This window comes from Nocardia sp. NPDC005978 (assembly GCF_040614455.1).
Lineage (GTDB): Bacteria > Actinomycetota > Actinomycetes > Mycobacteriales > Mycobacteriaceae > Nocardia.
The window spans coordinates 110,487-134,081 of the sequence record NZ_JBEXUS010000010.1 but is presented as its reverse complement, the minus strand read 5'-3'; the positions used below and the strand labels follow the sequence as shown (position 1 = coordinate 134,081).

23 protein-coding genes are annotated in these 23,595 nt (G+C 68.8%); 8 read left to right on the top strand and 15 right to left on the bottom strand.

The genetic code is table 11. The annotated features are described in order from the left end of the window. A partial coding sequence (locus ABZ319_RS07040; protein ID WP_354985402.1) for a MoxR family ATPase occupies nucleotides 1–1,076 on the bottom strand: 1,076 nt, incomplete at its 3' end. A 458-nt stretch (nucleotides 1,077–1,534) separates the two neighbouring features. Here ABZ319_RS07040 and ABZ319_RS07035 point away from each other — a divergent pair. After that, complete coding sequence (locus ABZ319_RS07035) at nucleotides 1,535–2,476, top strand: M23 family metallopeptidase (RefSeq protein ID WP_354985401.1); 942 nt, start codon at nucleotides 1,535–1,537, stop codon at nucleotides 2,474–2,476. A gap of 138 nt (nucleotides 2,477–2,614) precedes the next feature. On the opposite strand, the gene ABZ319_RS07030 is transcribed toward ABZ319_RS07035, so the two are convergent. Continuing rightward, a complete protein-coding gene (locus ABZ319_RS07030; RefSeq protein ID WP_354985400.1) occupies nucleotides 2,615–3,028 on the bottom strand; it encodes a hypothetical protein in 414 nt (137 codons plus the stop codon). Nucleotides 3,029–3,247: 219 nt separating this feature from the next. Between ABZ319_RS07030 and ABZ319_RS07025 the strand changes: the two genes are divergently transcribed. After that, a complete protein-coding gene (locus tag ABZ319_RS07025; RefSeq protein ID WP_354985399.1) occupies nucleotides 3,248–4,801 on the top strand; it encodes an amino acid permease in 1,554 nt (517 codons plus the stop codon). Between the two features lie 78 nt (nucleotides 4,802–4,879). Here the strand turns inward: ABZ319_RS07025 and ABZ319_RS07020 are convergent, their stop codons facing one another. Together ABZ319_RS07020 and ABZ319_RS07015 are read right to left on the bottom strand one after the other, a co-directional pair. Then, nucleotides 4,880–6,244 carry an MFS transporter gene (locus ABZ319_RS07020; protein ID WP_354985398.1) on the bottom strand — a complete coding sequence of 455 codons (1,365 nt, stop codon included), beginning with the start codon at nucleotides 6,242–6,244 and terminating at the stop codon, nucleotides 4,880–4,882. 95 nt (nucleotides 6,245–6,339) lie between these two features. Then, complete coding sequence (locus tag ABZ319_RS07015) at nucleotides 6,340–6,558, bottom strand: heavy metal-associated domain-containing protein (RefSeq protein ID WP_354985397.1); 219 nt, start codon at nucleotides 6,556–6,558, stop codon at nucleotides 6,340–6,342. Nucleotides 6,559–6,735: 177 nt separating this feature from the next. Here ABZ319_RS07015 and ABZ319_RS07010 point away from each other — a divergent pair, with 177 nt between their 5' ends. Further along, entirely contained in the window at nucleotides 6,736–9,063 is a 2,328-nt protein-coding gene (locus tag ABZ319_RS07010) for a galactose oxidase-like domain-containing protein (RefSeq protein ID WP_354985396.1), read from the top strand. 143 nt (nucleotides 9,064–9,206) lie between these two features. Here the strand turns inward: ABZ319_RS07010 and ABZ319_RS07005 are convergent, their stop codons facing one another. From ABZ319_RS07005 to ABZ319_RS06990, 4 genes are all read right to left on the bottom strand, one after another. Then, nucleotides 9,207–9,620 (bottom strand): hypothetical protein, encoded by a 414-nt coding sequence (locus tag ABZ319_RS07005; RefSeq protein ID WP_354985395.1) that lies wholly within the window; start codon nucleotides 9,618–9,620, stop codon nucleotides 9,207–9,209. 567 nt (nucleotides 9,621–10,187) lie between these two features. Beyond that, the gene (locus ABZ319_RS07000) at nucleotides 10,188–10,532 is read right to left on the bottom strand and encodes a hypothetical protein (RefSeq protein ID WP_354985394.1); all 345 of its coding nucleotides are present in this window, start codon (nucleotides 10,530–10,532) and stop codon (nucleotides 10,188–10,190) included. A 160-nt stretch (nucleotides 10,533–10,692) separates the two neighbouring features. Beyond that, a complete protein-coding gene (locus tag ABZ319_RS06995) occupies nucleotides 10,693–10,857 on the bottom strand; it encodes a hypothetical protein (RefSeq protein WP_354985393.1) in 165 nt (54 codons plus the stop codon). 47 nt (nucleotides 10,858–10,904) lie between these two features. Then, the gene (locus ABZ319_RS06990; RefSeq protein ID WP_354985392.1) at nucleotides 10,905–11,996 is read right to left on the bottom strand and encodes an alpha/beta fold hydrolase; all 1,092 of its coding nucleotides are present in this window, start codon (nucleotides 11,994–11,996) and stop codon (nucleotides 10,905–10,907) included. A 266-nt stretch (nucleotides 11,997–12,262) separates the two neighbouring features. On the opposite strand from ABZ319_RS06990, the gene ABZ319_RS06985 reads away from it, so the two are divergent. The 3 genes from ABZ319_RS06985 to ABZ319_RS06975 are packed head-to-tail and all read left to right on the top strand — an operon-like array spanning nucleotide 12,263 to nucleotide 15,095. Continuing rightward, a complete protein-coding gene (locus tag ABZ319_RS06985; protein ID WP_354985391.1) occupies nucleotides 12,263–13,315 on the top strand; it encodes an ABC transporter substrate-binding protein in 1,053 nt (350 codons plus the stop codon). Then, entirely contained in the window at nucleotides 13,312–14,337 is a 1,026-nt protein-coding gene (locus ABZ319_RS06980; RefSeq protein WP_354985390.1) for an iron chelate uptake ABC transporter family permease subunit, read from the top strand. Before ABZ319_RS06985 ends, ABZ319_RS06980 begins: the two co-directional genes overlap by 4 nt. Continuing rightward, the gene (locus tag ABZ319_RS06975) at nucleotides 14,334–15,095 is read left to right on the top strand and encodes an ABC transporter ATP-binding protein (RefSeq protein ID WP_354985389.1); all 762 of its coding nucleotides are present in this window, start codon (nucleotides 14,334–14,336) and stop codon (nucleotides 15,093–15,095) included. The genes ABZ319_RS06980 and ABZ319_RS06975 overlap by 4 nt, the downstream gene beginning before the upstream one ends. 52 nt (nucleotides 15,096–15,147) lie before the next feature. Here the strand turns inward: ABZ319_RS06975 and ABZ319_RS06970 are convergent, their stop codons facing one another. From ABZ319_RS06970 to ABZ319_RS06960, 3 genes are all read right to left on the bottom strand, one after another. Next, complete coding sequence (locus ABZ319_RS06970) at nucleotides 15,148–15,834, bottom strand: hypothetical protein (RefSeq protein ID WP_354985388.1); 687 nt, start codon at nucleotides 15,832–15,834, stop codon at nucleotides 15,148–15,150. A 271-nt stretch (nucleotides 15,835–16,105) separates the two neighbouring features. After that, a complete protein-coding gene (locus tag ABZ319_RS06965; protein WP_354985387.1) occupies nucleotides 16,106–16,318 on the bottom strand; it encodes a DUF397 domain-containing protein in 213 nt (70 codons plus the stop codon). Further along, entirely contained in the window at nucleotides 16,315–17,202 is an 888-nt protein-coding gene (locus ABZ319_RS06960; protein ID WP_354985386.1) for a helix-turn-helix transcriptional regulator, read from the bottom strand. The genes ABZ319_RS06965 and ABZ319_RS06960 overlap by 4 nt, the downstream gene beginning before the upstream one ends. A 217-nt stretch (nucleotides 17,203–17,419) precedes the next feature. Between ABZ319_RS06960 and ABZ319_RS06955 the strand changes: the two genes are divergently transcribed. Further along, nucleotides 17,420–17,830, top strand: coding sequence for a hypothetical protein (locus ABZ319_RS06955; protein ID WP_354985385.1), 411 nt, complete (start codon nucleotides 17,420–17,422; stop codon nucleotides 17,828–17,830). Between the two features lie 106 nt (nucleotides 17,831–17,936). Here the strand turns inward: ABZ319_RS06955 and ABZ319_RS06950 are convergent, their stop codons facing one another. Next, nucleotides 17,937–18,113 (bottom strand): hypothetical protein, encoded by a 177-nt coding sequence (locus tag ABZ319_RS06950; RefSeq protein ID WP_354985384.1) that lies wholly within the window; start codon nucleotides 18,111–18,113, stop codon nucleotides 17,937–17,939. Nucleotides 18,114–18,466: 353 nt separating this feature from the next. Between ABZ319_RS06950 and ABZ319_RS06945 the strand changes: the two genes are divergently transcribed. Further along, nucleotides 18,467–18,841 carry an SHOCT domain-containing protein gene (locus ABZ319_RS06945; RefSeq protein WP_354985383.1) on the top strand — a complete coding sequence of 125 codons (375 nt, stop codon included), beginning with the start codon at nucleotides 18,467–18,469 and terminating at the stop codon, nucleotides 18,839–18,841. A 71-nt stretch (nucleotides 18,842–18,912) separates the two neighbouring features. On the opposite strand, the gene ABZ319_RS06940 is transcribed toward ABZ319_RS06945, so the two are convergent. The 3 genes from ABZ319_RS06940 to ABZ319_RS06930 all read right to left on the bottom strand — a co-directional run bounded on the left by ABZ319_RS06940 (nucleotide 18,913) and on the right by ABZ319_RS06930 (nucleotide 23,449). After that, complete coding sequence (locus tag ABZ319_RS06940) at nucleotides 18,913–21,597, bottom strand: DUF4132 domain-containing protein (RefSeq protein ID WP_354985382.1); 2,685 nt, start codon at nucleotides 21,595–21,597, stop codon at nucleotides 18,913–18,915. 74 nt (nucleotides 21,598–21,671) lie between these two features. Further along, a complete protein-coding gene (locus ABZ319_RS06935; protein WP_354985381.1) occupies nucleotides 21,672–22,814 on the bottom strand; it encodes a protein kinase family protein in 1,143 nt (380 codons plus the stop codon). 83 nt (nucleotides 22,815–22,897) lie between these two features. Beyond that, nucleotides 22,898–23,449 (bottom strand): hypothetical protein, encoded by a 552-nt coding sequence (locus tag ABZ319_RS06930; protein ID WP_354985380.1) that lies wholly within the window; start codon nucleotides 23,447–23,449, stop codon nucleotides 22,898–22,900. Nucleotides 23,450–23,595: the final 146 nt, after the last annotated feature.

Below are 23,595 nucleotides of genomic sequence, written 5' to 3'. Positions count from 1 at the left end.
GACGGGATCGGCGCGGGCGCGCTCGCACCGGGCGCGACGGCCTGCGGGGCGACCTGCGGCAGACCGACGGTCTGCAGCACGCGGCGGATCACGTCGTCGGGCGAGATCTCGTCGGCCAGCGCGTCGTACGAGAGCACCAGGCGGTGCCGCAGCACGTCCGGGATCACCTCGACCACATCCTGCGGCACGACGTAGTCGCGGCCGCGGATCAGCGCCACCGCGCGGGCCGCGGCGATGATGCCGAGGCTGGCACGCGGGGAGGCGCCGTAGGAGATCCACCCGGCCACATCGTGCATGCCGAACTCGGCGGGCTTGCGGGTGGCGGCGATGACGCGCACGACGTAGTCGACCAGCGCGTGGTGCACGAAGGTGTTGGCGGCCAGCTTCTGCAGCCGCACCACCTCTTCGGGCGACAGGATCGCCTTTGCCTCGGGCGGGGTGACGCCCATCCGGTAGATGATCTCGCGCTCCTCCTCGACGGAGGGGTAGTCCACGACCACCTTGAACAGGAAGCGGTCACGCTGCGCCTCGGGCAGCGGGTACACGCCTTCGCTCTCGATGGGGTTCTGAGTCGCCATGACCAGGAACGGGTTCGGCATCGGGTAGGTCTTGCCGCCGATGGACACGTGCCGCTCGGCCATGACCTCGAGCAGCGCCGACTGCACCTTGGCCGGCGCGCGGTTGATCTCGTCCGCCAGCACGAAGTTCGCGACGACCGGGCCGAGCTCGGTGTCGAACTCCTCGCGCCCCTGGCGGTAGATACGGGTGCCGACGAGGTCGGTCGGCACCAGGTCGGGGGTGAACTGCACGCGGGAGAAGCTGCCGCCCACCACCTTTGCGAACGTCTCCACGGCCAGGGTCTTGGCGATACCCGGCACGCCCTCGAGCAGCACGTGGCCGCGCGCGAGCACACCCACCAGCAAACGTTCGACCAGTCGATCCTGGCCGACGATCACTCGTTTGACTTCGTAGATCGCCTTTTCCAGGGTCTGGACATCGCGCTCGAGGGTGTTCGGCGGCGGCGCGTCCTTCACCGTGCTTACCCCGCTCACACCATCAGTCGAAGTCACCAACATCCCCGCTTTCGCTTTGGTCCTGTGCGTGCTGCCACAACTATTCCAGGTATCCCGCGCGTTCGCCGCACCCGGTTGCGATCGCGGGTGTCGAGCCGCCTCGAAATCGGCGGACGCGCGCGGAAAGTCTCCCGAACTCCGAACAATGGCCGGGCAGTCACATTAGCTATAACGCCGGGTCGAATCACGACTCGATCGCGGCCCCCGGCCCTGCTCACCCCCGGCAACCCGGTCACCGGGAGGTTCGGCAACCCGCTGGTATCCGCCGCGCTCGGGCGCGTCCGGAACGCGGGCCGGACCGGGGCCCGAGTGCACATCGGAAAAATGGCCCCGGGCATTTCACCGAAAGGGACACGGAATGATCACGCCTGGGTACAGTTTCTGAAACGTCACCACACCAACATCGAATTCGGCGTTCGCCGACCCCCCCGATGACTTCGCTGATCTACCGAGGACGTGCCGTGCCGCTGCACCGAGAGACACCCGGTTCCCTATCCGTCCTGGACCTGCTCGGCGAGGCCGACACCGCCGGAGCGGTCAGTCACCGCGCCGACAGCGGTTCGCCGTGGGGCATGCGCGGCCTGTCCGGCGCCGCCGTCGCCGCGGGCGCACTGCTCGCCACCACGGTCCAGCTCACCCCCGCGACCGCGAGCGCGGCGCCCACCGAGGCCAAGGGCACGCTCGATGCCTCCGAGGTCGCGGTGGCGCCGAATCCGTTCCAGGTGGCGCTCGAGGTCGTCGCCTCCTACGTGCCGCAGGTGGCTCCGCCCGCCGTTCCGGCCGCGCCCGTGTTCGCCGAATCCCCCGGGGACATCAGCGATGTCGCGCCCGCGCCCGCCGCCGAGGTGGCCGCGCCCTTCGGCCTGGCGAATCTGCCCCAGGAGATCCGCGGGCCGCTGGCGCAGGCCGAACAGGCCATCAAGAACATTCAGCAGATGGCCGCGCCCGCCATCCCCCAGCTGCCCGCTATTCCGCAGCTGGCGCCGCCGGTCTCGGCTCCCGCGGTGCTGCCCGTGGGCGGCGAGATCAGCTCCGGCTTCGGAAGCCGCTGGGGCGCCATGCATTACGGCGTCGACATCGCCGACGCCCTGGGCACCCCGATTCACTCGGCGATGGGCGGCACGGTGGTCGAGGCCGGCCCCGCCTCGGGCTTCGGACTGTGGGTCCGCGTACTGCAGGACGACGGGACCACCGCCGTCTACGGGCACGTGAACGACATCTACGCCCAGGAGGGGCAGCGGGTGAACGCGGGCGACGTGATCGCCTCGGTCGGCAACCGCGGCCAATCCACCGGACCGCATCTGCACCTGGAGATCTGGGACGCGGACGGCAGCAAGATGGATCCGGTGGCCTGGCTCGCCGCCAAGGGCGTGATCATGGAACAGCACTGGGGCGCGGACTAGACGGACCGCCGCCGCGCGAGATTTCGCTCGCGCGGCCCGGGCCCGCCCGGCGGGGTCACGACCCCGCCCCCACAACGACAAACGGTCGGCCACACTGGATTCCAGTGTGCCGACCGTTGTCGTTGGCGCGTGGGGTGACTAGCCCGCCATCGAGGCGTAGCCGATCAGCAGCTGCTCGGACTCGGCCGAGAACTTCCAGGTCCCGCCGACGTTCACCCAGGTGACCGGGATCGGGTAGTTGTAGCTGCCGAGGCGGCTGTTCAGATTCGCGGACAGCACGTCGCCGTCGACCGAGATCGGGCCGCTGACGTCCCAGCTGTAGCCGGGGATGGCGGCGATGGTGCGGCCGACGCCCTGGATGCCGGCGGCGTTGCCCGACTCGAGCTCGGCGGCATTGCCGTTCAGCGCGGACTGGAGCTTGCCCTGCAGCTCGCCCGCCGAAGGCGTGGCCGGAGCGGCGATCGCAACGGGAGCGGTGAGCACCACGGCGGCGGACACGGGCAGCAGCAGCCCGGCGGTCGCCATCGAGGCCGCGAGGAACTTGCGAATCATGGGTAGTTCTCCTTGTGCATAGGTTAGCCTAAGCATATTCCACACGAACGACCCCCGCGTCAACTCCGTGCCCGGACTCGCACCGGCGGCGGCCCGCGGTAGCGAGCCGATTCGTACACCGACCAGTTTCCACGTTGCCGTGCGCGCGGCGCGCGCTTACCGCACACTGATCTCCTGGCAAACGCCGTGCGCGAGCGGCGTTTTCACGCGGGAGCACGAATGACTGCTACTTCTCCTCCGTCCGATGATGAACGCCGCCTCGCCGAACTCGGCTATAAACAGGAGCTTTCCCGGTCCTGGTCCGGTTTCTCCAACTTCGCCATCAGCTTCACGATTGTGTCCATCCTCACTGGCGGGCTGGCGAGCTACGGCATCGGCCTGGCCAACGGCGGGCCGATCACCATGGCGTGGGGCTGGCCACTGGTCTCGGTGATGGTGCTGTTCGTCGGGCTGGCCATGGCCGAATTGGCCTCGGCCTACCCCACTTCCGGCGGCCTGTACTGGTGGGCGTCCGAACTCGGCGGGCCGATCTGGGGCTGGTTCACCGGCTGGTTCAACCTGATCGGGCAGATCGCGGTGACCGCCGCCATCGATTACGGCGCCGCCATTTTCACCACGGCGGTGCTCAATGTTATCGGCATCGAAATCGGAACCGACCGCACCGCAATCTTTTTGGTGTTCGCAGCCATTCTGGTGCTGCACGCGATATTGAACGCGATAGGTCCGCAACTGTCCGCGGCGATCAACAACATCTCCGCCTGGTGGCACGTGGGCGGTGTGGCCATCTTCGTCCTGGTGCTCGGGATCGGCGCCGAACACCATCAGAGCATCGGCTGGGTCTTCACCGAGACGGTGGACAACAGCGCGGTCGGATTCGGCGGCGTGGCTTTCAGTTTTCTGCTCGGCCTGCTGCACGCCCAGTACACCTTCACCGGATACGACGCCTCCGCGCACATGTCCGAGGAGACGCACGACGCCTCGCGGATGGCGGCCAAGGGCATCATCAACACGATCATCGTCTCGGCGGTGGCGGGCTATCTGCTGATCCTGGCGGTGACCTTCGCGATCCGCGATCTGGACAAGACCCTGGATCCCGCGCTCAACAGCGGCTATCCGGTGATCTACATCCTGGAGAACGCGCTGAGCCCGTTCTGGTCCGGACTGCTGCTGGTGATCGCCGCGATCGCCCAATTGTTCTGCGGCTACGCCTCGGTCACCTCGGCCTCGCGCATGCTGTTCGCTTTCGCCCGCGACGGCGCGGTGCCGGGTTCGGCGCTGTGGTCGAAGCTGTCCGCGCGCAAGGTGCCGGTGAACGCGGTGCTGTTCATCTCGTTCTTCGCCTTCGTGCTGCTGATTCCCTCGATGCTGGTGCCCGCGGCCAACGCGCCGACCGCCTACGCCGCGGCGACCTCGGTGGCGACGATCGGGCTCTACATCGCCTACGGCATTCCGATTCTGTTGCGCCAGCGCCACGGCGGCCGTTTCCGCACCGGGCCATGGCAACTCGGGTCCTGGTATCGCCCGGTCGGCGCGATCGCCCTGCTGTGGATCGTGTTCATCAGCCTGCTGTTCATCCTGCCCATGGACGATCGCGGCTACCCGTGGAACGACGAATTCACCTGGACCGCGGTCAATTACGCCCCACTGACCCTGGTCGGGGTGGTGGGCGCGATCGCGGTGTGGTGGTTCGCCTCGGCGCGGCGCTGGTTCACCGGGCCCAAGCGCACGGTGGCCGAACCGCCTGAGAACGCGCCGGCGGTGGAATCCGCCTAGCTCGTCCACGACGAAAGGATCGCCGCCGGAATGATTTCCGGCGGCGATCCGCCTGCTCGGCAACCCCGCGGTCCGGCGCTATCCGACCGTGGCCGTCGCCGTCCTGGGCCAGCGCCGGTGTTCGGCGTCGATGATGAAGGCGTGGGTGTGCTGGTAGATCCCCTCGCCGACGCGGATAGCGTCGACCAGCCGAGCCGGATCGATGGTGCCCTCGGCGTGCAGGTGGGTGATCTCGGCGGGGTCGTGCCGGGGCCACATACCCACGGCCACGGCGATTCCCAGCACCGCGAGCACGGTCAGGACCACCAGGGCGGCGGTGAAACCGGCGCCCGCCGTCACCCAGCCGGCGATCGGGTAGGCCACCAGCCAGGCCACGTGGGAGAGCGAGAACTGGGCGGCGAACAACGCGGGCCGGTCGGCGGGCTGGGCCGAGCGTCGCAGCACCTGCCCGGTGGGAGTGAGCACCGCGGCGGTGCCCGCGCCCACCACGGCCCAGGCCGCCAGCGCCGCGCCCCAGCGCCAGTCGCCGGTGCCCGCGGTGGACAGCGCCACGATCGAGACGAGTCCGGTGAGCAGCACGGCGGCCCCGGTGAGCATGACCGGGCGCGGCTCGACGCGATCGAGCACCCGGGGCAGCACCAGCGCGCTGAGCATGGTGCCGAAACCGTTGGCCGCCAGCAGGATCGCGACCCCGGTCTGCGTGCCGCCCAGGGTGTCGCGCACGTAGTTGACGGTATTGACCATGATCACCGAGCCCGCGGCGGCGACCACCAGGTTGAGCCCGAGCAGTCCGCGCAGGCGCGGGGTGGCGGCGAAGATGCGCATGCCCAGCACGACGCGCTCACGGAACGATCCCGCGCTCACCGTGCCGGCGTTCGGGATACGGGTGGCCAGCACCAGCGCGCCCGAGAGCACGAAGCCGACGGCGGTGCCGACGAACAGCCAGTGGTAGCTCATCAGCAGCAGCGCGGCCGCGGCCAGCATCGGACTCAGCAGCGTTTCCATGGTGGCGGCCAGCTGCGCGGCCGACAGCGCCCGGGTGTAGTCGCGCTCCTCGGGCAGAATGTCGGGGATGATCGCCTGGTAGGTGGGGGTGAACGCGGCCGAGGCGGTCTGCAGCACGGCGATCAGCGCGTAGATCTGCCAGACCTGGTCGATGAACGGCAGCGCCAGCACCACCAGCGCGCGAATCGCGTTGAGCGCGACCAGGAATCCCCGGCGCGGGAAGCGATCCGCATAGGCGGCGACGATCGGCGCGACGGTGACGTAGACCAGCATCTTGATGGTCAGGGCGGTGCCCAGGACGGCGGTCGCGTCCGCCCCGGCGAGTTCGTAGGCGAGCAGGCCCAGGGCGACGGTGGTGAGCCCGGTGCCGAACAGGGCGGACACCTGGGCGGTGAACAGCCTCAGGTAGTCGCGGTTGCGCAGGAGTGCGGTGATCATCGGGTCGGTCCTTCGTGACATGGCGGCGGCCCATCACGTCCGGGAGAGCGCCGTCCCGGCCCGGGCGCCGGGGACACCGGCGCCCGGGGGCGGAATCAATCCTGAACGAGCTGGTAGCCGAGGTTTCGGACGGTGTTCTGGATCAGGTTGTCATCGAGCGCACCGCCGATGACGGTCATCCGGCCGGTGGCGAGTTCGATGTCCACGCCGTCGATGCCGGAGAGCTTGCCGATCTCGTTCTTGACCTTGCCTACGCAGCCGCCACAGGACATGCCGGACACGGTGTAGGTGCTCGTATTCGTCTCGGCGCTCATATCGCTCCTCCTTGTGCCGCGGGGCTTTCCCGAGGAGACCGTACGATGAATCCGCCCGAATGTAAACCCCTACCCCCTAGGGGTATATGTCACAGTGCTTTCGCACTCTCGATGAGCGCCCCGGAAAACCCCGCCGATCGACGAGCGAATTCGCGCGCGGTGGACGAGTATCGAAGTGTGGCGGGAGAATTCGTACCGGTTCCGGATTGGTTCGCGTGGCAGAACCAGGACTGCGGCGTCGCGATCGGCGACCTCAGCGGCGACGGCACACCGGATGTCGTGGTGCTCATGGTCGACGACCCCGAGGGACAGAACGCCGGGCTCTACCGGGTGGGCGCGAGTCTGGGCCGCGACGGCTCGGTGCGCGGCTGGGGGCCGTGGCTGGCGGTTCCGGACTGGTTCGGCTGGGAAAACCAGGGCGCGGGCATCGCGGTCGCCGATCTGAGCGGCAACGGCGTGCTCGACCTGGTGGTCTTCGTGGTGGACAACCCGGCGGGCCAGAACCAGGGTTACTACCGCATCGGCCGGGATCTGGCCGCCGACGGCGCCGTGACCGGCGGCTGGACGCCGTGGCTGCCGGTCCCGGACTGGTACGGCTGGGAGAACCAGGGCGCCGACATCTGCCTGACCCGGATAGAAGGGCAGCCCACGCTCGTGGTGCTGGCGGTCGACAATCCACGGGGGCCGAACTCCGGGCAGTTCCGACTGGCCAAGGGCTTGAACGCCGACGGCGCGGTCGCCGAGTGGACGCCGTGGGTGGCGGTTCCCGACTGGTACGGCTGGGAGAACCAGGGCGCGGGCATCGCGGCCGCCGATCTCGACGGCGACGGCAGACCCGAACTGCTCGTGTTCGCCGTCGACAATCCCGACGGGCCGAACGCCGGGGTCTACACCATCGGCTGGGGCCTGGACGGCAGCGGGCACGCGCTCGACGGCTGGAGCGGATGGACGAAGACCCCGTGGCGTTTCGCCGAGAACCAGGGCGCGGCAACGGCTCTGCTCGACACCGGCGGCGCGGCCCCGGAGCTGGTGGTCTGCGTGATCGACGCCCCCGACGGGCCCAATGCCGGCTACCTGCGGGTGCTCGAGCTCGACACCGATCTCGGCCATGCCGCGCACCACGGGCTGTGGCGCATTCTCGATTTCGGCACCGAGATCAATCCGGTGCACGCCGCCCTGCTGAACACCGGTGACATCCTGTTCTTCGCGGGCTCCGGCAACGACCCGGAACACCATGCGGCACAGGAGTTCCGGACTCGCGTCTGGCACTACCCGAATCCGGGGCTCAGCGCACCGGACACCCCCATCGACCTGTTCTGCGTCGGTCAGGCCTTCCTGCCCGACGGCAGACTGCTCGCGGCCGGCGGCACCGAGCACTACGACCCGTTCTACGGCCTGCCCGACGCGCTGATCTTCGATCCCGCCACCCTGAGCTGGAACGCGGTGCCGGACATGGCCTTCGGCCGCTGGTACCCGTCACTGGCGACGCTGCCCGACGGCAACATCGTCGCCGTCTCCGGGCTCGGCGCCGACAACTTCCTCTCGGTGGTGCCCGAACTGTTCGACGCCGCCACCGAAACCTGGTCGCCGCTACCGGTTCCCGGCCCGATCCCGATGTACGGCCACCTCGTCCTGCTCGCCGACGGGCGGCTGTTCTACACCGGCGGCCAGTACGGCGGGAACAACGGCATGCGCCCGTCGCTGTGGGATCCGAGCACCGGGGCCGTCACCGAGGTGCCCGGGCTCACCGATCCCGGATCGCGCAATCAGGCCGCCAGCGTGCTGCTGCCGCCCGCCCAGGCTCAGCGCGTGCTCATTCTGGGCGGCGGTGGCTACGACATGCACAGTCCCGCACCCGCACTGGCCGACGCGCGAATCGTGGACACCGCGGCGGCGGAACCGCGGTACGAGGCGGTGCGGCCGATGGACCATGCGCGCATGCACCTGAGCGCGGTCCTGCTGCCCGATAGAACCGTCCTGGCGACCGGCGGTTCGGGCATGGAGGAGATGGCGCACGCCGCCCCGCCGCACGGCGAGATCTACTCCCCCGCCGACGACGCCTGGATGCATACCGCGCCCTGCCGGGTCCCCCGTCTCTACCACTCGATCGCGCTACTCACCCCCGACGGCAAGGTCGTCACCGCGGGCTCCAACCCGGCCCGCAAGACCGAAGAGCTGCGCATCGAAATCTATTGGCCGCCGTATCTTTTCGCCGAGACCAGGCCGGTGCTGACGCTCACGACCGACGAGGCGGCCTACGGCGGCTCGATCGTCGTGACCACCGGCGGCCCGATTCGCGAGGCCAGTCTCGTGCATCCGGGCGCGTGCACGCACTCGTGCGACAACGAACAGCGGCTGATCGACCTGGAGTTCAGCGGCCCGCCGGACGCGCTGACCCTGACCATGCCCGGCAATCCCGCGCTCGCGCCGCCCGGCTGGTACCTGGTGTTCGTGGTGGACGAGGCCGGCACCCCGTCGATCGGCCGGTGGTTACGCCTGCACTGACCGAACCGGAGCCCACGCGGCCCGGCGCACCGGACCTCGCGCGACCCCCGTCCGCATACGAATCCGGCCGCCACGCCGGAACTCGGCATGGCGGCCGGAACCACGTCGGTTCGACGTGCGGCTGTCCGAGGATCGCCGAACGGCTATCCCAGGGTTACGAGCTTGGCCTGGCCCTCGATCACGGACTCGGCCTTGTCCACCAGCGCGGCCCGCACCTGCACCTTGTCCCCGGCCTTCAACGTGCCGTCGGCGCCGTTGATGCCCGCGAGGGTTACCACGGTGGTCTGCTTCTTGCCGTCGCAGACCGGTGCGGCCTCGGTGCCGGTGGCCGAGGGCTGCTCGGCGTCGGGCGCACCGACCAGGACATTGATGGCCGTGATCCCCGCGTCGGCGTCACAGCTGTAATCGATGCCGACGTTCACGGGCCCGACGGCGCTGACGTCGATGGCGTTGTCCGCGAGCGCGGGTCCGGCGCCGATGACGGCGGCCGTCCCCAACGCTCCGAGCGCGGCCAGCACGAGCGCGGACCGGCGGTGATTCCGAATAGTAGAAGCCATAGATCTACGTCCTCCTGAGCTAGGAAACCGGATCGGCGTACACAATCGGAAGAGCACGGCGCAAGCGCGCCGCGCACCCATCCTCTACCACCGGCAATCAGCTAGCAACCACTTCTCTCGGATTCGCAGCCGAAACGGCGAACGGGAACCGGCCGCCGCGCCCCTACCCGGGGCCGACCGCCGGTTCCCGCCCGATGGGTGCGATCCCTCGGTGGATCCCGAGAAAGAAGACCAATCGGTTTCTAATGTGCGCCGCGCGCACCAGTGCGCATCCGGCAACGCCCCGGGCGCACAGATCGCGCCCGGCCGCCGGGCGCGTCGGTGCGGTCCAGCGTCATGACCGCGTACGGGCCGACGGTCTGTCCGATCGACGCCGAATTCGAGACTGCGCGAGAGCAGGCCACCGCCCAGGTCGTCGCCGCCAGGGCGGGTGCGCGCACACCTGCTTCTCCTTCACCGCGGGCGTGCGAGCCCGATCGCACGCATCGGTTACTCCCTCACCGCAACCGTGCGTGCCGATCGCACGCATCGGTAAGACTGCCGCAACCGCGTCATTCACGCGGCGAATCAGGCCGGTGCGCAGGCGAGTTCGGTGCGCCCGGTGATCCGGATGCGCGAGCCCGCGATGAAACCCGTGAACGTGCGCCGCCCGTGCTGCGACTCGACCTCGGTCGTGCAGTCGGTCAGGCACAGCGCCCGCGCCCAGGCCGTGAGATAGCGGTCCGTCCATTCGGGCTGCTCGGCCGGCGCGACCCGGCCGCGGAACTCCTCGGCCACCTGCTGTTCGGCATAGGGCAGCGAGTACACCCCGCGCCGCCACACCCACACCAGCGGAGGTAGATCCACCCCGGACTCGGCGACGGCCCGCGCGTTCACCGCATCCGACACCGCGTCGGCAACCTCCGTCGTCAATGAAAGCAATTGCGTTTCAGTCGGATAAGCCGTCATGCCACGCACACTCTCACCGATCACCGGCAAATCGGTGTCACCACGCTGGCACACCTCCGGATGCGCACCGTTTGCCCGAATCGCGGGATTCGCCGCCGGTCAGCGTGGGCAGGCACGGTGGCCGTCAGTCGCGGACGCCGGCCAGATCGCGCCGGACCTCGCGCTGGGCGTAGGCGGTGCGCTGTTCGTGCTGGCGGTAGTCCAGGTCCGCGCCGCCGCCGAGCGCCGCGGCGGCGCGCAGGGTGGCCCAGATTCCGAGGGGCAGCAGCAGGGTGGTGGGCTCGATCATGATTCATCCACTTCGTCGGGGTTGGGAATCGATGGGTTGAAAACTGTTCAGCGGTCGAGGAATTCGAGAATCGCGGGCCAGGTGGTGGTCGCGGCGTCGGGGCCGACCACCAGGCCGAGGTGCCCGCCGGTGACTTCTTCGAAGCGCACGTCGGGCGAGCCGGTGAGGATGTCCAGGCCCCGGCGCACACCGGCGGCGGGGACCAGGACGTCGGTGCGGCTGCCGATCAGCAGGACCGGGCAGGTCAGCTTCGCGAGCTCGACGGTGAGGTCCGAGCGCAGGCGGATGACGCCGTCGGCGAGTTCGTTGCGCAGGATCAGGCTGCGGTAGATCTGCCAGTACGAGCGGCCCGGGTACCCGGGCATGGACGCGGTGAATCGGTCCACCGCGGTCATCCGTGCCAGCGCTTCGGCGTCGTGCGCGTTGCGGGCCAGGAACAGCGGGCGCGTCAGCTCACGATCCAGGGCCTGGATCCGGAAGCCGATGCGCACGAATTCCTGCGGAATCCCGCCCATGAGCTTGGTCGCCCACGCGATCTCCCGGCCGCCGGTGAGTCGCCCGGCCTGGCGGATCGGGCCGAGAAAAACCGTGTGCCGCTGGTCGATCGGGGGCGCGAGCGCGGTGATGGACGCGATCGGCAGATCAGCCTGCGCGGCGGCGGCCAGCATGGCCAGCACCCCGCCCAGCGACCATCCGACGATGTGCACCGGCCCGTCGTGTTCGGCGGCCACCCGGCGCACCGCGGCGGGCACGATGTCGTGCGTCCAATCCTCCAGTCCCAGCTTGCGATCCGCGGAGGTGAACTCGCCGTAGTCGATCACGTAGGGCTGTTTGCCGTGCTCGATCAGGTGCCGGACCAGGCTCTGCCCCGGGCGCAGATCGAAGCATGCGGGGGTCGAGCCCAGCGGCGGCACCAGCAGCACCGGATCGGTGGCTCGGGGCAGTGCGGTGATGCCGCGCGGCGTCGAATCGTCCGCGCCGCCGGCCTCGTCCGGCATCTCGTAGCGGCGCAGGTCCGCGTGCGGGCGGGACTCGATCGACACGCTCGGGGCCGGGCGGGGCGGCTCGATGCCGCCACCGAAGGACGCCGACCACAGATTGCGCACCGCGCGCGGCAACTCCGCCACGTTGGCGACCACCGGTTCTCCTCACGCCTGGGCTCCGCGGGCTGGCGGAAGCTCACCGGAGTTTATCGAGACTTGGCGTAACAGGTAAATCCTGACGGGCCGAGGTGCGCGACCTCACACTCCCGGCCGCCCGTGTCGAACCCCTTCTCCGACAGCACAACCCGCCGATTCGACCGATTCTCGCCCGCGCCCGCGACCGCTCGCCATAGCTCATTTCCCCGGTGACACGGCAGATGGGCGGCGATTTCCGGACAATTCCGATTGGTACGGTTCCCGCTATGAAGACGACGCGAGCGGTGCGGCTGCTGTCGGTGTTCGGGGCGGTCGGCTGCCTGGTCGCCGGGCTCAGCGCCTGCGGGAACTCCTCGAAGGCCACCGAAGCCCTCGGCGGCGGCACGGCCGAGCCGGGCCGCACCGCTTACCCGTTCACCCTGCAGAACTGCGGCGTCGATGTCACCTTCGACCGGGCACCTGCCCGCGCGGTCTCGCTCTATCAGGCCTCGACCGAGATCCTGCTGTCGCTGGGCCTGGCCGATCGGATGGTCGGCACCTCGACCTGGTTCGATCCGGTGCTGCCGAACCTGGCCGCCGACAACGCCAGGGTTCCCCGCCTGGCCGACAACGACCCGTCCCTCGAGGCCGTACTGGGCACCGAGCCCGACCTCGTGACCTCGGCCAGCGCGCATACCTTCACCCCCGCGGTCGTGGCCGAGCGCTCGCGCTTCGCCCAGCTCGGCGTCCCGACCTATCAGTCCCCCGCAGTCTGCACCGGGGCGACGGTCGACGGTGAAACGGTCACGCGCACAGCACCGCTCGAGGTCGACACCCTGTTCCAGGAGATCACCGAACTCGCGCGGATCTTCGATGTCCAGGAGCGCGGGGCGCAGCTGGTCGAGCAGTTGCGCGGGCGGCTGCAGGCCGCGAAGAAGGCCACCGGGACCGCCCCCGAGCCGACCGTGGCGTTCTGGTTCTCCGGGATCAAGACGCCCTACATCGCCGGATGCTGTTCCGCGCCCGGCATGTACGCCCGAGAGACAGGCGCGCGCAACGTGTTCGCCGATCAGCGCGAGGACTGGCCCGAGATCAGCTGGGAGGCGGTGATCGCCGCCGATCCCGACGTGCTGGTGCTGGCGGACCTGAGCCGCAAGCGCATCGACGGGGACGCGCTCACCACGAAAATCGAGTTCCTGGAATCGAATCCGGCCACCGCGCAGATGCGCGCGGTGCGGAACAAGCGCTACGTCGTGATGACCGGATCCGAACTCGATCCCGGCATTCGCGAGATCGACGCCATCGAGAAGCTCGCCACCGGTCTGACCGCGGCGCGTTGACCGTCGCCCGCCGCGCCGCCACGCCCATCTGCGCGGTGTCGGCCGTCCTGCTGATCATCTCGATCGCGGTGACGGTCTCCATCGGCCCCGCGAACGTTTCGCTGCGCGATGTGTACGGGGTCATCGGGCAGCACCTCGGCCTGGGCGAGTCGACCGCGAGCCGGCTGACCGACGGGATCGTCTGGCAGTTGCGACTCCCCCGGGCGCTGCTGGCGGCGCTGTGCGGGGCGGGGCTGGCGCTGTGCGGGGCGATTCTGCAATCGCTGCTGCGCAATCCACTCGCCGATCCCTTCGTGCTCGGGGTGTCGTCGGGCGCGTCGACCGGCGCGGTGCTCGTCGCGGTGCTGGGGGTCGGGGCCGGCACGCTGACGTTGTCGGGCGGGGCGTTCCTGGGCGCGGTGCTGTCCTTCGCGCTCATGCTGGCGCTGGCGTACGGCGCGGGCGGCACCCCCGATCGGGTGATCCTGGCCGGTGTGGCCTGCACCCAATTGTTCTCGGCGCTGACGTCGCTGGTGGTGCTGTCCTCGGCCAACGCCGAGCAGACGCGCGGCATCCTGTTCTGGCTGCTTGGCTCGCTCGCCGGGGCGAGCTGGGCCGATGTGACGATCTGCGCGATCGTGGTCGGCGCCGGGTGCGTGCTGTGCCTATGGTTCGCGCCCACCCTGGACGCCTTCGCCTTCGGGCCCGACGCGGCCGCCGGGCTCGGCGTCGCGGTCGGGCGCACCCGCGTGGTGTTGCTGCTGATCACCGCCGTGGTGACCGCGACCCTGGTCAGCGCCGCCGGCGCCATCGGATTCGTCGGCCTGGTGCTACCGCACGTCGCGCGCCTGCTGGTGGGCCCGGGTCACGCCCGGCTGCTCCCGGTGACCATCCTGACCGGCGCTGTGTTCATGGTGTGGGCGGATACGCTGGCGCGCAGCCTCTTCGGGGCCCGGGAGGTACCGGTCGGCGTGGTGACCGCGCTGCTCGGCGTCCCCGCGTTCGCGGTGCTGCTGGCTCGGCGGCGCAGGCAGCTCACATGACCTTGCGCGCGCTCGAGGTGTCCTGGACCAGGTCGGGCAGGCTGGTGCTGGACGGGGTGACCCTGGATCCGAAGCCCGGATCGACGGTGGGCCTGCTCGGCCCCAACGGCTCGGGCAAGTCCTCGCTGCTGCGGTTGCTCGCCGGGCTGGATCGCCCCGACGCGGGCCGAGTTCTGCTCGATGACGATGAACTGCACGGGATTCGGCGGCGGCAGGTGGCCCGGCGCATCGCGCTGGTCGGTCAGCACGCGGACACCGACCTGGACCTGACCGTGCTGGATGTGGTGCGGCTCGGGCGGATTCCGCATCGCGGGGTGTTCGGCGGCGACCCGGCCGCCGATCAAGCGGCGATCGACCACGCTCTCGAGGCGGCGGGCCTGACACAGCGCGCGGCCCAACGCTGGCACACCCTCTCCGGCGGAGAACGCCAGCGGGCTCTGATCGCGAGCGCGCTGGCCCAGGAGCCGCGCGAACTACTGCTCGACGAGCCGACGAATCACCTGGACATCGCCCACCAGCTCGAAATTCTCACCCTGGTAAGGGAACTGCCGGTGACGGCGATCCTGGCGCTGCACGATCTGAACCTCGCCGCCATGTTCTGCGATGTGCTGGTCGTGCTGAATCAGGGGCAGGTGGTGGCGACCGGCTCGCCCGCCGAGGTGCTCACCGAACAGCTCATCGCGGAGGTGTATCACGTGCGGTGCACGGTGGAGGCGACCGGCGAGGGCAACACCTCGGTGCGGTTCCTGCGCGGGTGAGTACCGCTGTGCGACAGCGGTACTCCCCGCTCGACTCCGACGGGCCGCCCGCTCAGTTCTGGCAGATCGGCACCACCGCGGCCGGGTCGCAGTGGGCGGGACAGGCCAGGATGTAGACCTGATTGCCCAGTAGCAGCCCATCTTCGACGCCATCGCAGTCGACGGTGCCGTCGCGATCCGGGTCCAGATACTTCCGGAACGGGAAATCCTCGGTGACCTGACACAGGAAGGTCATGTCCGACCCGCACGCGCAGCGGACCTCCGGTGCGTCCTGCACCCAGTAGGGCGTGCCGCCGACCTTGAAACCCTGGAGCGGGCCGCTGTAGCGGGGATCGGGCTCCCGATCGACGACCGGGCGCAGCGATAACCTGCGGGGCGCGAAGTGCGGATCCCGGGTGGCGGCGACAGTTCCCGCCCGCTGGAGCAGGATCCGCCAGAACCGGGGTTGATTGCCGGTCGGGGTGTCCCAATAACGTTCGGGCAGTTGCGGTTCGGGATCGAGCGAGGCGTCGCTGTCCACCGGGCACTGGAACACCAGCAGTTGATCCCCGCCGAAATACGGCACCTCGGCGGGCACCTCTAGCTGGAAGTACAGCGCCATGGTTGCGCCGCAGTCACATTCGGGCACCGGCTGCCCGGCGTCCAGCACCGGCCAGCCGCCGATCGTGTCGCGGTCCCCCGCTCGCGCTGTCGCCGAATCGATTCCGACCACGAATGTCTGTTCCACTACCCTGCTCACAACCCCTCCCGAGATATCGACGCGGGCAACGTTAGCGCAGCGTGCCGACAACCGAGCGACCGAGCAGGCACGGGATGTCAGCATCGGAGGCACAACAGAGCATGGTCTTCCAGCTATCGGCGAGCATAGAGTTTCCCGTTGTCGGCCCCAGACGCCCCGGGACCGACAGGGTGGAAGCCCCGTCCGAGTGTGTCTGCCTGACCTCGGACGGGGCCCGCCTCGTGCGGTAGAGGGGAACGCACGAGGCGCGAACACCCACCCGCGCCGACCGTTAGCGGTCGAACGCCCCGTCGCGCACGTCGGCGAGAAACTCATCCCAGGCAGCACCCTCGAACAGGAGGGCGGGCCCGGCGGGGTTCTTGGAATCTCGGACGCCGACCCGGCTCCCGGGGAGATGTGCGGCCTCGACGCAGTCCCCGTCCGGCTGACTGAAAGTGCTCTTGAACCAGTTCGCTTCGGCCGGGGAAACGTTCGCCTCGTTCACGCGGCGCACTCCTTCGCACAGTCGATCAGCAGCTTCCTGCTTGCTTCAGCATCCAACGCTACTCCGCCAATCTCCTTGACCGCGTTGCGATACAGACCGAGCACCTCTGCGTCCTCCTGGAACAGCGCGCCCTTGTACCCCTCGACGAAGATCACCGGAGGCTCCTTCAGGCCGCGCTGTAGTGGCGGAAACTCGAACATGGTGAACGACTGCACGATCAGGCCGAGATAGGTGCCGACGCCGTGTGGGACCACTCGCACCGACACATTCGGCAACTCCCCGATCCGAGCCAGGTGGTCCAGCTGCTCGACCATCACGGCCGGTCCACCAACCTGGTGTCGCAGTACCGATTCCGCCAGCATCACGTCGATACGGAAGTCGGCGTCCGCCGTAATCCTCGCCTGCCGCCGTGCAGCGAGCTCGATTCGCCGTTCGACGTCGACCGCGGACATGTCGGGGGCACCGGTGATGATCATCGATCGCCGATACGCGGAGGTCTGAAACAGCCCCGGCAGCAGGGTGAGCTGGAATGTCGTCAGATGATTCGATGCTTCTTCCAGGCTCATGTAGTGGTCGAAGTAGCTTCCGACCACGTCGGCGTAGGCCCGCCACCAGCCGCCCCTCGGATCGCCCTTCGCCGCCTTGACCTCCTTGAGCAAGGCGAGCACCTGGCTCGTCTCCTCACCGTCGGCCCCGTACAAGGCCAGTAGGTCCCGATACTGGGACGTACAGACTCGAACAGGAATCCCATCCTCCATTCGAGAAATCACCTGCGGTGAAACCTCGATCACCAACCCTGCTGCCAACTGCCCCTTTCCCGCCTTCAATCGAAGGCGTTTCAGAATTCGGCCGAGCGCTCGTCGAGGGATTGTGGAACCAGCCATGTCATTAGCCTCGCTAGCCGGATTGCTCCATACTGGGGTATTCCGAATTGGATAACCACCGGATCAATTACCGATTCCCGTGCGGTGACCCCAGAATAGCGCTCCCAGGTGTGTACTTGGCTTGTTACCGCGATTGAAATCCGTAGTCGCAGAGCGTGATATGACCACGCCACACGACTCTTGTTCCTCAACCACTTCGACGAAGTCCGGAGTACTCATGAGCCCCCGCAACGGGCATACCGAACACGACAAACTCCCGGATTCGCACATGACGCCCGCCCGGGCCGACAGCGAACTCGAGCAGCACAGCGCCTGCGCCACCACCGCCTGCCCCAGAAAAGCCCAGGCCAAGGCGGTCCTGGCCGATGTCACCGCCCGGCTTCCGCCGTGGGTTCGACCCGGTTCCATGGTGGTCGAACTCTCCCAAACGCGCGGAATCGTATTGTCCCGCATCAAAATAGCGACGGTAACCGCGACCGAGATCACCCTTCAGTGCGGGCAGCGCTACCTCATCGCGACTATGGTTCCCGACGAATCCCCGTCTCGAATAGTCTTCACGCGCCAGAATCCTTTTCTGCCGCTGTGCAGAATCCGACTGGCCAGTACCGAACATCCGGACACGAGATAGTCCCGCTCGCGAATTCGACTCACGGGGACACGACATTCTTTCCGGCGCGGGAAGCTCGCGCACTCGCGTGGCCGGCGAGCCGCGTGCACCGTGCGACGCCGACTTCCTACTCGGTCGGTCCGGCCGACAGAATGCGGCGCAGCAGGCCGAGCAGCGGCACCCGCACCACGGTCCGATGCCCCTCGCCTTCCGAGGTCACCACCGCGCGGGTGAGGTTCTTCGTATTCAGCTGAAAGCCCACGACCCGGACCTCGGTGTGCTGCTCGTCGTTACCGCTACCCACAGTCGAACTCCTACACTTCCGCACCCGCACCGACCGCCGGGCTACCGCCACAGCATGCCCGCCGGCCGCCGGGACCGCAGCGAATCCACCGGGCGACTTTTCCGCACCTCACCCGTTCCGGATGAGACGACGCCGATGGCGGCATCGACGCGGCCGGTGCACATCAACCCCGCAGATGTAACCGGTCGCCGGCGCGGCGACGAACCACGCGCTGCCCGCCGGGTGCGGTTTTCGGCGGTCGCGAGCGGCGCATCTCATCCGAAGAGGGTGATGGTCGCGTTCGCGCGGATCCCTAGTGTGCTGGGCAGCCGCCGTTTCGGGGCGGTCTTCCGACCGAGGCAACGAGGTGCGCAATGTCGTTCTGGGAAGTGTTGTGGCTCATTATCGTGAGCTTCGCGTTCGTCGCGTATCTGCTGCTGCTGTTCTACATCATCGGGGATCTGTTCCGTGATCGGCAGACCTCGGGCTGGGTCAAAGCCGTGTGGGTCATATTCCTGATCTTCCTTCCCATGCTGACGGCGCTGGTCTACCTGATCACCCGCGGCAGCGGAATGCAGGAGCGATCCGCTCAGCAGGCCGAGCAGTGGCAGAACACCCAGCAGGAGTACATCCGCCAGAGCGCGGGCACGAATCCGGCCGCACAGATAGCCGACGCCCAGCGCCTGCTGGCCGAGGGCACGATCAACCAGCAGGAGTTCGATCAGCTGAAGGCCAAAGCGCTGGCTTGACGGCTGGCCCGCCGTGCCCGGGCGGCGGAGATTCTCATCCGTGCGCCCGGGCGCAGGCCACCGGGGTCGACTCAGCCGAGCGAATGCAGCTGGCGCAACAGCTCCGATTCGGCGACCGCCGCCGCGTTCCCGGACAGGCGCGCGGGCGCGCGGCTCGCCCGCCGCCGGGCGGTCAGCCGGACCGTGATCGTCTGCTCTGCGAACAAGCCCACGCTCCCGATCGGGACGCCCGGGCTCAGATCGATCACCACCGTGCGATCGTCGCCGAGGTCGCGGAACAGTTCGTCCCACACGCCGTTGTCGAGCGCCGGACCGCGTTCCCAGTCGGCTTGGATCAGGCCGAGCAGCCTGCCGGTGGGAACCGTGATGCCCGCGAAGCCGGGGAGAACGCCGACCGCGCGATCGGCGTCCGCGAGCGCGTAGGTTTCCCGTTGCAACTGCGGAAACGGTTGCAGCAGCTCGTAATCGGCGAACAGCTCGGCCCACGCGCCGAGACCGCCGGGCACGTGCAGGGGATGTGCGATGCCGACGGTGACGGTGTCCGGCAAGGTGATCGGGTTGTCCTCGGTATCGGCGAAGGTGCGGTCTTCGGCGATCCGGAACGAGCCGAGGACGGTGTCGTTGGCATCGGTGATCACCCACACCAGGCGGCGGGCGATGTGCCGGATCAGCGGGTGGTCGACGAACAGCTTGCGATGATCGGCGACCGTCCAGCGGCGGCCGGTGACCATGGCTCGTTCGAACCGCCGAATCTGGTCGCCCGCCGCTGTTTTGACCGCCTTCTTCAGGTCCGCGAACCGCTTGTGCGCGGCCGGAGCCAGCTCGGGATCGTCCTTGGCGCCCGGCTTGGGCAGCGACTTGCGCACGGCAAGCGCCCGCCACGCTCCGGTGTCGTCCTGCTTCGCGTCGTGGACGACCGGCTTCAGCTGTTCGTCGAAACCGACCACGAATCCGCGCGGCCCGTAGTCGAGCACCAGGCCACCGTCGGCGTTCAGGCCGAAATCCGGTATCAGCAGGTCGGCCAGCTCGTCCGCCGTCAGCCCGCGGGCGGCGGCCACCAGGGCGACCTTGCCGCGGGCGTTTGCCTTGAGTCCCTTGAACTTCGCCTTCTCGGCGATGCCGTTCAGCCGCATGAGCGCGGTGTCGGTGCCGATCTCGGTCAGCACGTCGAGCCCGGCCACGGCCCGCGCGTGCGCGGACTGCCCCGGCCACGCGTTGATCATCGGGGTCAGCCGCCGCACCGTCTCGTCGTCGCCGAGCACGGCCAGGGCCCGCAGCACCCACGGGTTCTTGGCCGGGAAGCCGGCGAGCTGCCAGAGTTCGAATATGCCCCAGGCGAATTCGGCCAGTGTCTCGGGACGGGCCGTCGCTTTCACCTGTGCGATGCCCGAGGGGTCGCCGTCGGTCCCGTATTTCACGAGCAGGCGGCAGAGGTCGCCGAGTGCCTCGACCGGCAGGACGGCGTCCGAGTCGCGGAGCGAGACCGCCGGAAGTGTCTCCGGCACCAGCCATTTCGGTTCTCTCGGGGGCTTGTCGGCGCCGGAGTTCGGCTGCCGCCACGGCGGGTCTCGCAGCACGGCGGGCAACTCCGCCGGGAGCCCCTGCCGCACATGCCCGCTGCCGCTGTAGGCGGCGATCGGCGGCACCTGCGCTGCCAATTCCGGCTCGGCGTGCGCGAGGGTGCGCAGCAGATGCCGTGCCAGCGACGACCCGGTGGCGAGCGGAACGAGCAGCGGCAGCGCACGGTGCGGAACCCGTCGAATCGCCGAAATCAGTGTCCCGGTGGCGTGTTCGTTCCCGATCTGGGTGAAGGCCGCGGCGAGCGACGCGTCGGTGGGGAACTCGGCCAAGATTTCCGCGACCTGGGCGGCGGTCCGCGGGTTGTAGATGCCGCGGCGCAGCAGTCGCTCGAGAACGGGTGCGACGTCGGGGCCGAACCGATGCAGCGCGACCGCGAGGTAGTCCGATCCGAAGCGCCAGAAGAAACTGTCGCCCAGCGCGCCGAGCAGCGCATCGAACTCCGCGATGGTCGTGACCGATGCGGCGAGATGGGCGAACCGGTGCGGATTCACCTCCTCGCCGGTGGCGGCGGCCAGGTCCTCGGCCGTCCATTCCGCCTCGGTGGGCGCCAGGTAGGAGGTGGCCTGCTGGAAAATCGAGCCGCCCGGCGTGGCTCGCAGCGCGGCCAGCCGCGTCACGACCGCGCGATACTCCTGCTCCGGCAGCACCGCCAGGTGTTCACGCACCGATTGCAGGTGATCACTCGGACCGGTGGATGGGGGCGAACCGGGATGCTGGTGGTGCAGCCAGGTGATGTGCCGCCGCTGTGTCCACTCGTAGGACCAGGTCACCGTCAACGACAGGTGCCATACGGCGGCCTCGGCGGCGAAACCGAAACCCCGCTCCGCCATCCAGGTCTCCGCGGCGTTGTTGGGCTTTTTGGCAGCGCGCACAAGCGCATGCGCCAGCGCCGCCGCACCGAGTGGAGTACAACTCGCCTGATCCTCCAGCGCCGCCCGGGCGGCCGCGGCCAAACCCGGCTCCCCTCGGGCCGCGGTTTCAGCGAAGATCTCTGTGAGCTGATCCCGGTGTGCCGCAACCAGATCGCCGTACGTCCCCGCCGACCGCGGAGCCCGCACCTCTCGTGGCGGCGTCACACCGCGGGTAGGCACACCGCGGCCCACCCATCGAGCGGGCAGGCCCCAGCCCTGTTCCGCGGTCGGTGCGGCATCGAAACTCGTTGTGGTGTCGGACATGATCCCCCGAATCGTGAAGCGTTGGTCGCGGCGACTGTAGCGGCGACCGCCGACAGCGCGCGACTACCGTGGCCTCACGAGGTGCCGTGGTCCAGCAGTCGACGGATCAGTTCATCCGGATAGGGCACCGTCCGGCTCTCCCGCTGGAACGCCAGCATGAACTCGGACATCGCGGCGGCGACCGGCGCGTGCCGGGTGAGCAGCGCGGCGGCCTGCGCGGTGACGTTCCGCGGCGGTGTGCCGGCCGCGATGGCGCGCACCATCGTCGCGCGTGCTTCGCGGTCCCCGGGCTCGAGCCCGTACAGGGTTGTGAGCAGCCAGTTCACCAGGTAGGTGACGCTGAAAGCGCGGTCGTAGCTCTGGTTCCGGTCGAAGAACGCGGATTCCTCCGGCGCGAGGTCGAACCGGCTCGAGAGCGCGAGGCCGTAGTCACCGAAGTAGAGGCGGTGGCCGTCGGTCAGGATGTTGTGGAAATGCGCGTCGAGGTGCAGCATCCCGCAGCTGTTCATGAACGCGACCCCGCCGGCCAGCTCCCGCTCTACCATGGCGCAGGCTTGGTCGGCGGCTTGCGCGCCCGCCGCGAACCGATCGTTCAGCCATCGATGCAGGGTCTGCGGAATGTATTCCAGAAACAGCGCGATACTCGCCGAGGAGTCGCGCACCGCCTCGATCCGGCGGCGTATCTCCTGTGTGCCGCCCCAGTACCCGACCACCCGGTCGATGTCGGCGAGTTCGTCCGGCAACGCACCCTCGGCCGGCAACACCCGCCAGTGATACATGAGCGGAAACCCTTGGTACTCACCGGCGATCACCCAGTCGGTTGTCAGGCGGTGCACGGCGAGTTCACGCCACGCCCCGAACCCCGCACCCCCGACGAGGCCGACCCCGTAGTGATAGAACTGCGGCAGCCCGAACATATTCGCCGTCGATCGGACGTTGCCGTGCTGCCGTTCCAGGTCGCTCAGCGCCACCCGCTTCACGAAGACGGGCTGCCCCGCCACCTCCACCAGCACCGAGGTCCCGCCGATCCCGGCCCCGAGCGGCGCGGCACCGTCCACGAGCTCCAGCAACGCGCGATCGCTGTACTCCGCGAGTGCCGTGGTCACGGCGGCGTGGGTCCGTAGCCGGGACGTGAGAGGGACGTCGCCGTCGGCGTACCCGATGAACTCCCGGTCATCGGCATCGTCGGCCGGCTCGTGCTGTCCGAGGGTTGCCATGGTGTGCAGCATGCCAGGCCATGAGCCGTTCGCGCCCCTCGATGACATCGGCGAGAACGGCTACGAGAGAGGTTCTTTCGCGGCTACTTCAATCCCGCTTTGATGGCGGCATCCTGCTTGCCCGCGATGGCGATGGCCACCTCGTCGGGGACCCGCTCGCCCGTCGTGCTGTTGAATTCCAGGATCGAGAACGCCTTGCCCTCGCTGAACGCCACGACCGTGGTCCCGCCGGGCGCGGTCAGCAGACCGCCGCCGGCCCCGACATCGATGGGCGAGAAGGACGCGCCCCCGGACTGCCGCGCCATTTCGTCCTTGGCCGCCGCGACGGCCGCCGAGGCGTCGTCCGCGTTCGCCCGCACGATAACGGCGGAGGTGATCTTCTCGGTGCCCTCGCTGTTTCCGAAGATTCCGGTGACACCGTTCTGCTCCGGGCTGGTGTTCCGCACGGTCCACCCGGCGTCGATGTCGCTCGCCTTGATGAGCAGGGTGGCATAGTCGAGCGGCGCGGCCGCGGCGGCCGAGGTGCTGGTGGCGGCCTCCGCCGACGATTCCTGGTCCGCGCTACACCCACTGAGCCCCAGGGCCAGGGTCGCGACGCCGACAAACGCCGCGACTTTCGAGATTCTCGATTTCATTCGAGGATGATGACAGAGCGGGAAACGGGCCGGAACGGGGGCGTCTTATTCCGCTACCGGCCGCGCCCGGCCGGTTCGCCGAAACTCCCCTGACCAGCGATCAATCCACTCGGGTATCGCAAAGAAACCATAGGATTCGATTCCCC